Source organism: Providencia sp. PROV033 (assembly GCF_028484855.1).
Lineage (GTDB): Bacteria > Pseudomonadota > Gammaproteobacteria > Enterobacterales > Enterobacteriaceae > Providencia > Providencia alcalifaciens.
On sequence record NZ_JAMPSW010000119.1, the window covers coordinates 1 to 9085 of the forward strand.

7 protein-coding genes are annotated in these 9085 nt (G+C 40.1%); 5 read left to right on the plus strand and 2 right to left on the minus strand.

Features of this window, described 5'->3' with window-relative positions; translation table 11 throughout:
• Positions 1-886: 886 nt before the first annotated feature.
• On the plus strand, positions 887-1792 hold the full coding sequence (gene oxyR, locus PSF16_RS15295) for a DNA-binding transcriptional regulator OxyR (RefSeq protein WP_006660491.1): 906 nt from the start codon (positions 887-889) through the stop codon (positions 1790-1792).
• 95 nt (positions 1793-1887) lie between these two features.
• Here the strand turns inward: oxyR and sthA are convergent, their stop codons facing one another.
• Positions 1888-3288, minus strand: coding sequence for a Si-specific NAD(P)(+) transhydrogenase (gene sthA, locus PSF16_RS15300; protein WP_006663175.1), 1401 nt, complete (start codon positions 3286-3288; stop codon positions 1888-1890).
• Between the two features lie 336 nt (positions 3289-3624).
• Between sthA and fabR the strand changes: the two genes are divergently transcribed.
• Both fabR and PSF16_RS15310 read left to right on the plus strand, forming a co-directional pair.
• The gene (gene fabR, locus PSF16_RS15305; protein WP_006663174.1) at positions 3625-4281 is read left to right on the plus strand and encodes an HTH-type transcriptional repressor FabR; all 657 of its coding nucleotides are present in this window, start codon (positions 3625-3627) and stop codon (positions 4279-4281) included.
• 14 nt (positions 4282-4295) lie between these two features.
• A complete protein-coding gene (locus tag PSF16_RS15310) occupies positions 4296-4685 on the plus strand; it encodes a YijD family membrane protein (protein WP_006663173.1) in 390 nt (129 codons plus the stop codon).
• Positions 4686-4770: 85 nt separating this feature from the next.
• Here the strand turns inward: PSF16_RS15310 and trmA are convergent, their stop codons facing one another.
• Positions 4771-5868 carry a tRNA (uridine(54)-C5)-methyltransferase TrmA gene (gene trmA, locus PSF16_RS15315; protein ID WP_006663172.1) on the minus strand — a complete coding sequence of 366 codons (1098 nt, stop codon included), beginning with the start codon at positions 5866-5868 and terminating at the stop codon, positions 4771-4773.
• Between the two features lie 484 nt (positions 5869-6352).
• Here trmA and btuB point away from each other — a divergent pair, with 484 nt between their 5' ends.
• Together btuB and murI are read left to right on the plus strand one after the other, a co-directional pair.
• Positions 6353-8236: a TonB-dependent vitamin B12 receptor BtuB gene (gene btuB, locus PSF16_RS15320; RefSeq protein ID WP_036962591.1), complete on the plus strand. Its 1884-nt coding sequence runs from the start codon at positions 6353-6355 to the stop codon at positions 8234-8236.
• Complete coding sequence (gene murI / locus PSF16_RS15325) at positions 8181-9044, plus strand: glutamate racemase (protein ID WP_036962593.1); 864 nt, start codon at positions 8181-8183, stop codon at positions 9042-9044. Before btuB ends, murI begins: the two co-directional genes overlap by 56 nt.
• Positions 9045-9085: the final 41 nt, after the last annotated feature.

Sequence of the window (9085 nt, forward strand, 5' to 3'; positions counted from 1 at the left end):
GGTATAAGCGTAAACACTTACCAATAAAAAACCATATTCAAACTGATTTTGAGATGTTTTCGGTGCAAAAATTCAATTTATCATTTGTTTTTAGATAATAACTCCGGTTTATTCGTTTTGGTGCCATCCGCCTCATTAGGTGAGTGTAAATGTGTGTTTGATTTAATGTCGATTAATTTAATATATTCTTTTATATGTATTTACAAACTTTAATTAAATATGAAAGAGAATATAACAAAATGTTTCATTGCTATGGAATAGTACTTACACAATTTCACTCTTATTCTTGTTATTACCTAATTTTCAGGTATTAAATCTTATTAATGTGCCTCTGATTTGTTTTTCATTATCAGTTTTGAAAAGCTTTTAATAATCATATGGTATAAAAACATAAGCATCATTATCTAGATGGCTTAGAGCCAATACTCTGTACTGATATGACAAGCAAGGTATGGTTTACATTTGATATTATCGGTATTGAACAGGTCTTAGTTTTAACGTAGCTGACTGTTTTTTGCTGCGTCATTTAAGGTTGACAGTGTCTCTCACATTTTTTTGCCTCTTAATTAAAATATCTAAATTTTTGTTCAACTTGAGTTTGGTAAATATTAATTCTAAATATATTGGATATGTTAATTTGATATAAATTTGGTTACCTGAAATAAAGGTAATTTGGGTTTGTAATTTCGTTTGGTATTGTTTTTCCAAGAAAATAGCGAAAATACATTTACTTTCTTAGAGGAGCATTTTGTTTTAATCTCAAATGAGAGAAACCCTAAAAGCTTATCTAGCATTTTTTAATTTTATTGATAGATGAAACATTATATATTCTCTATAATGATTGGTATTATCTATATAGATAGGCATAACGAGAGGAAAAAGGCGGATGAATATTCGTGATCTGGAGTACCTAGTTGCACTTGCTGAGCACAAACATTTTAGACGTGCTGCGGATTCTTGCCATGTAAGTCAGCCTACACTGAGCGGTCAAATCCGTAAGCTTGAAGAAGAGCTTGGCGTGATGTTATTAGAAAGAACCAGCCGAAAAGTACTTTTTACTCAACAAGGTTTACTGCTCGTTGAGCAAGCAAGAACGATTTTAAGAGAAATTAAAGTTTTACAAGAAATGGCAGCGTTACAAGGCGAAAGCATGTCGGGACCGTTACATATAGGACTGATCCCAACAGTCGCTCCCTATCTGCTCCCACACATTATCCCCGAATTACATCGAGTGCACCCGAAGCTGGAAATTTACTTACACGAAGCACAAACCCAGCAATTATTGGCACAGTTAGACAGTGGTAAATTGGATTGCGCTATTCTGGCAGAAGTCAAAGAAACAGAACCATTTATCGTGGTTCCATTATTTGAAGAACCAATGAAACTCGCCATTTATGAAAGCCACCCATGGCATGACCGCGACACGGTTGAAATGGGGGAATTAGCGGGCGAGAAATTATTAATGCTAGAAGATGGTCACTGTTTGCGTGATCAAGCGATGGGATTCTGCTTCCAAGCAGGCGCAAAAGAAGATACACATTTTCGTGCAACCAGCTTAGAAACACTGCGCAACATGGTAGCGGCGGGTAGTGGTATTACATTACTACCTGATTTGGCGGTACCACATGAAGCTTGCCGTGATGGGGTTTGTTATTTGAATTGTATTGAGCCTGAACCTAAACGCCGAATTGTTCTGGTCTACCGTCCGGGTTCTCCATTACGTGGTCGTTATGAGCAGCTAGCTGAGACCATCTATAGCTCAATGGATAAGTATTATAGAAATAAAAAGTAAGAACTCAGATTAAATGCAGCAAAAAGCGTTGAAACAAAAAAAGTGATTGCGGGAGTCAACCCTGCAATCACTTACATGGAAAGCGTTATTATCGGTTAAAATAGTCGATTTAGACCATTCAGCGCCGCAACACGGAACGCTTCTGCCATGGTAGGGTAGTTAAACGTAGTATTAATAAAGTATTCGATGGTATTTCCTTCACCTTTTTGTTCCATAATGGCTTGGCCGATATGAATAATCTCTGCCGCCCGCTCACCGAAACAGTGAATACCTAAAATTTGAAGCGTTTCTCTGTGGAAGAGAATTTTCAAACTACCTACATTCATTCCTGCAATTTGAGCTCGCGCTAAATGTTTAAATTGAGCACGACCCACCTCATAAGGAACTTTCATTGCCGTCAATTCTTGTTCTGTTTTACCCACAGAACTGATTTCTGGAATGGTATAAATTCCCGTTGGAATATTTTCAACTAAATGAGCATTGCCTAAGCCTGATGTGATTGCACGAGCTGCAATCCGACCTTGATCATACGCGGCGGATGCTAAACTTGGATAGCCAATGACATCACCAACAGCATAGATATGCTCGTTGCTGGTACGATAAGCATGATCAACTTTGACTAATCCACGTCCATCGGCTTCAATACCAACATTCGCTAGACCGATATTATCGGTATTACCCGTACGTCCATTCGCGAAAAGTAAACAGTCAGCTTTCACTTTCTTGCCCGATTTTAGGTGAACGATAACGCCGTCATCTAAACCTTCAATCTTTTCATATTCTTCGTTGTGACGGATAACAACGCCACTATTCCAAAAGTGATAAGACAGTGCGTCAGACATTTCTTGATCAAGGAATGCGAGTAAGTGATCACGGGTATTGATCAAATCGACTTTGACCCCTAATCCACGAAATATTGATGCGTACTCACAACCAATCACACCCGCACCATAAATAATGACATGGCGAGGTTCATGAGAGAGGTTGAGGATAGTATCGCTGTTGTAAATTCGGGAATGAGTAAAATCGACATCAGGGGGACAATAAGGGCGTGAACCAGTCGCAATGATAATTTTATCCGCGCTAAGGACATCGCAACTACCATCTGCATAGCGCACACTAACATGCTGATCATCAACAAAAGTTGCTTCACCAGAGAACATTTGGCAACCATTGCGTTCATAAAACCCTTCACGCATGCGAGTTTGCTGACTAATCACCGTTTCGGCATGAGTAAGAATTTCAGAAAAAGAGGAGCGTAAATTGCGGGAATTATCACTGTATAGCGGGTTTTGATTAAATTCGATAATTCTACTGACAGCATGACGGAGCGCTTTAGAAGGGATAGTACCCCAGTGGGTACAGCCGCCGCCGACACTGTTATAACGTTCTATAACAGCAACGTTTTTTCCTTGTTTGACCAGCCCCATAGCGGCACCTTCACCACCAGGACCTGAACCAATGACAATTGCATCAAAATGGGTATGTTGTTGCATGAGGTAAGCCTGTTTTAATTCTAGGGACGTTGTGATAGTAACATTCGTTTGCCATCTTGTCTCAATTCGAAATCCTAAAGACAAATAAGTATAGAAAGTAGATAAAAATAAAGAAGCGCAAAGTATATAAAAAATTTATGAAAAAAAAGTCGATAAAAGACACAGCGTAGAAAAAACGAAGTTGGGTGAAATTCTGAAAATGGGAAAATTGATGGGAGGGTCATCTTTTCACTAAACTAGATTAATGATTTTCAGGTATGCTTAGGGAATGGGCGCATTCAAAAGTGATATTTTGATCTATTCGCGACGTTTTAATTGTAGAAAACTAGGAAAATCGTGAGCAACACTATTGGCGTTAGAGCAAAACAAAAAGAAAAAACTCGTCGTTCGCTTGTGGAAGCGGCATTTAGCCAATTAAGTGCAGAACGCAGTTTTACTAGCCTCAGCTTACGGGAAGTCGCCCGTGAAGCGGGCATTGCACCAACTTCGTTTTACCGTCACTTCAAAGATGTTGATGAACTTGGACTCACCATGGTTGATGAAAGCGGATTGATGTTACGTCAGCTGATGAGACAAGCACGTCAACGTATCGCAAAAGGCGGGAGTGTGATCCGTACATCAGTCTCCACTTTTATGGAGTTTATAGGTAATAACCCGAATGCGTTTAGGTTATTATTGCGTGAGCGTTCAGGAACTTCTGCTGAATTTCGTGCCGCAGTCGCACGAGAAATCCAACATTTTATTGCGGAATTAGCGGATTATCTTGAATTAGAAAACCGTATGCCTCGTTATTTCACTGAAATGCAAGCTGAAGCGATGGTCACTATAGTGTTTAGTGCGGGTGCCGAAGCGCTTGATATTGATGAAGAAAAACGTCGTCGCCTCGAAGAGCGGCTAGTATTACAGCTACGTATGATAGCTAAAGGTGCTTATTACTGGTACCGCCGCGAGCAAGAAAAACAAAATGATACAGACCCTGACTTAACCGAATAGTTAAAGGAGAGACAATGACGGAACACAAAAATTATGAGAGAAGCACATTACTGCTGTCTTTAGTAATTGGCTTATCGACTCATGGAACGTTCTCTACCCTGTTTAATTCCCTTGTGGAATTTTCTATTTTCCCCATCGTTACGTTAATTTTGGCTGTTTACTGTTTACACCAGCGTTATTTACACCAAGCCATGCCAATGGGATTACCAAAATTTGTCGCAGGTAGTTTTTTCTTAGGTATGTTCGGCTATGCTGCAATTTTACGCGTCCAACATCCTGATGTTGGTTCTAATTTTATCCCTGCAACCGTCATTGTCATTATTGCATTGTGGATGTATACCAGCTGGAAAGCGCGTAAAAAAGATCTGCAAGAACAAGCACTAGAAAGCGAAACTGAGCATTAATATTTTCCCGAATATTAATAAGCTATAAAAGAAACGCCGCGACATTATAGTGCGGCGTTTTTTATGGGATGTTTATAGTGAAGAATTAGCGTCGAGTTAGTAGTACACCACTTTCCATATGATGGGTGTATGGGAATTGATCAAACAACGCGAGCTTTTCTATTCTATGGGTTTTGGTGAGTTCAGCTAAATTATCGCACAGTGTTTCAGGATTACAGGAAATATACAGAATATGATCATATTCTTGTACTAACTGAACCGTTTTGTCATCTAAGCCACTACGCGGAGGGTCAACAAAGATAGTATTGCACTGATAATCCGCTAAATTAATGCCTTCTAAACGGTTAAATTCACGTACACCATTCATGGCTTGGGTAAAATCTTCCGCCGACATTCGGATAATCTGCACATTATCTATTTTGTTAGCTTCAATATTGTATTGAGCCGCATGCACGGAAGGCTTGGCAATTTCAGTGGCTAAAACCTTATTAAAATTTTGAGCTAGCGCTAATGAAAAATTACCATTCCCACAGTAAAGCTCTAATAAATCGCCTGTTGAATGTTGAGTTGCATCAATTGCCCACTCTAACATTTTAATATTTACCTGCGCGTTAGGCTGAGTGAAACTATTTTCAACTTGACGATAAACCATGTCTTTACCTTTTACAGGTAAGATTTCATCAACATAATCGTGGTCGAGCATAATTTTTGTTTTGGAGGCACGACCAATAATTTGAACGTCGAAACCTTTCGCAACGAGATCTTCTTTTAATTGTTTCGCTTGTTCAGTCCACTCATCCCCGAGTTTTTTATGGTAGAGCAGAGAAACGATTAGCTTATTGCTCAGCGTAGATAAGTAATCTATCTGAAATAATTTATGGCGTAGTAGTTCAGTACGTTTTAATAAAGGAAGCAGTTCAGCCATCATGTCATTGATTAGCTGGCTAGCGACTGGAAATGACGTCATTCGGATACGTTCTTTAGTCTCTTTATCAAACATAATATGAAATAGGTCATCGCCTTCGTGCCAAATTCTAAATTCTGCACGCATCCGATAATGGGATGTTGGTGATGAAAAAATTTCAGGTTCAGGCGCAGCATAAGGGGCCATTAAGCTCTTCAGGCGGTCAACTTTCTCTGCAAGTTGCAGTTCGTAATCTTCGGTGTGCAAGGTGTTTTGCATCATATGGCCCCATAAAACAGTCAAAATTCACGTCAGGGGCGAAATTGTAGGGCAAGCTGCGAAGATGTCCAGTTTTCATTATCGATTCATGGACACTGATAACTATTCAATTTAGGATTATGTGCTGTGGTTGAGGGAATTTGGTGAGAGTCCAGAACTGACGCGCAACGGTAATTAAGGTATCCCCGTCATTCTTCAAGCTACATGGGTGTTGGCATCGCTCGGCTATCCTAGTCACATACTTCAGTATGCTCCTAGGAATATCTTCGCTTGCCGCCTACATGCAGCTTGAATTATTTAGGGGATATAACAGGTCGAATTTTCATTTTATATATCGCTTCATATTTCATATATAGAAACCCAACTTGTCACTTTATAAGTCCGATACCTACCACACTTCTTATCGCTTTGTTGAATTTCAGCGCGGATCTGATTTTCGGCGTCGCGGAATGTTAATTCTATTGATTTTCCGAGTGTAAATATAATGAATAATAACAAGTCGCTACCACTATCGGTGGCAGCTCTGGCAGTGTTGTGTGGTATTTCCTCGTTGGCAAGTGCGAATCCAAGCTCGGCTGATGCAATGGTGGTGTCGGCTAACCGTTTCGAACAACCCATCTCTTCTATATTAGCGCCAGTCACTGTTGTGACCCGTGAAGATATTGATCATTGGCAGTCAAATACCGTGATTGATGTATTAAGGCGTTTGCCGGGTGTGGATGTTGCTCAGAATGGGGGAATGGGGCAACAAAGTTCCCTCTTTATTAGAGGAACAGAATCACGCCATGTTTTGGTTTTAATTGATGGTGTTCGTCTTAATCAAGCGGGAATTTCTGGTTCTTCGGATATGAGCCAAATTCCAATCTCATTAATTCAGCGTATTGAATATATTCGTGGCGCCCGTTCAGCAGTTTATGGCTCTGATGCGGTAGGTGGTGTTATCAATATCATTACGCGTCGCGATAATGATGGAACCACATTAAATGCGGGCATTGGTTCTTATGGCTATCAAAACTATAACGGTTCAACACAGCAAAAAATTGGTGAAAATACAACCGTTACGGGCGCTGCGGCTTATACCTATACAAAAGGGTTTGATGTGGAGGCAAGAGGAAATACAGGAGGACATCCCCAGCCAGACAAAGATGGTTTTCTTAATAAAACATTATGGCTAGGTGTGGAACATCAATTTACCCCAGATGTTTTAGCTTATGCTAGAGCTTATGGGTACGATAATCGAACAAATTATGATGCCTCTGAATTTGCTGGTATTTTGGCTGATACCCGTAAGCTATATAGCCGCACCTATGAAACTGGAGTTAAATATCATCAGGAGAAATACTCTACTTCATTAATGGGCAGCTATAGCCACGTTAAAGATTATAACTATGACCCAAGATATGGAAAATACGGTAAAGGTTCTCGTGCTGATGATTCGAAACAGTATAACGTTCAATGGGGAAATAATTACCAATTTGAAAATGGTACAGTTTCGGCTGGCGTTGATTATCAAAAGCAAACCATTGAAGCGGGAACATCTTCATTACCAAACAATGAATCAATCAATAATACCGGAATCTATTTAACGTCTCAGCAAGCAATCTCTGCTTTTACTATTGAAGGAGCTGTAAGGTCTGAAAAACACTCAGAGTTTGGCTGGCATACAACATGGCAAGCAGGCGCTGGATGGGAATTCATTGATGGGTATCAGCTAATAGGCTCTTATGCTACGGCTTATAAAGCACCAAACATTAGCCAACTATATGCTTCAGCGCCATATGGCAATCCAGACCTAAAGCCAGAAGAAAGCAAGCAATGGGAAGGTGGGGTGAAAGGGCTCACAGGTCCTTTAAATTGGCAATTAGTTGCATATAAGAATGAAATTACCAATCTTATTGATGCGAAAGCCGAAACTAATTGGGGATGGCAAAATGTTGGTGAGGCGACAATAAAAGGTATCGAGTGGAACGGAGATATGGATACCGGAATATTCCACCATCAGCTTACATATCAATATACTGATCCTAGGGACGATAAAACGAATAAAGTCTTAATTCGTCGAGCTAAGCAACAAATCAAATATCAACTAGATTGGAATGTTGCCAATGTAGATTGGGGGCTAACTTATCAATATATTGGCTCTAGATATGATAAAGACTTCGGTCAATATGATACTAGTACTGGTGACTATAAAAGATTAAAACTCGGGGGCGTTAGCCTTTGGGATATCACTGCGGCATATCCAATCACTTCACATCTCACAATTCGTGGTAAAATAGCTAATATGTTCGATAAAGACTATGAGACCGCGTATGGTTATCGCACCGCTGGAAGAGAATATTTCCTCACAGGAAGCTACAACTTCTGATAACAACCTATCTGTTCGCCCGACCATTCTGGTGTTTGACTCTGGAGTGGGCGGGTTATCTGTCTATCGTGAAGTCAAAAAACTGATCCCAAATGCACACTATATATATGCATTTGATAATGAAGCCTTCCCTTATGGTGAAAAAAGTGAAGAGTTTATTATTGATAGGGTGTACCAAATCGTTAATGCCATCGCAAAAAAACACCCACTCACCATTGCCGTTATTGCCTGCAATACAGCAAGTACGGTGAGCTTACCCAACTTACGAGCTCATTTTACTTTTCCTATTGTGGGTGTCGTTCCTGCTATTAAGCCGGCGACGAAGCTGACGCGTAATGGGGTAGTGGGCTTACTTGCTACGAAAGGCACGGTGAATCGAGAATACACTAAAGAGCTTATTGAGCGTTTTGCGACAGACTGCAAAGTGATTTCTTTAGGTTCAGCGGAACTAGTACAGTTAGCAGAAAGAAAATTACATGGCGAATGCTTACCGCTCGATGAGATCGCTCAAGCAGTCAAACCATGGCTAAAAATGAAAGAAGCACCTGATACCGTGATCCTAGGTTGCACCCATTTTCCTCTTATAGTAGAAGAACTCGAAAAAGTGCTTCCTAACGGTACTCGATTTATTGATTCTGGCGCCGCAATTGCCAGAAGAACCGTTTGGCTCATCAATAATCAGGCTGAAGTAACAGATTCAAATGAAGAAGACTTTGCTTATTGCTTATTAATGAATGAGAGTTTACAAGAATTACGCCCTGTTTTAGAGGCTGAAGGCTTCAAATCGCTGAAAAAACTGGCTATTTAAGCCAAATTCGTTGAAAAGCTGAGCGAACGAAAAAAAACATC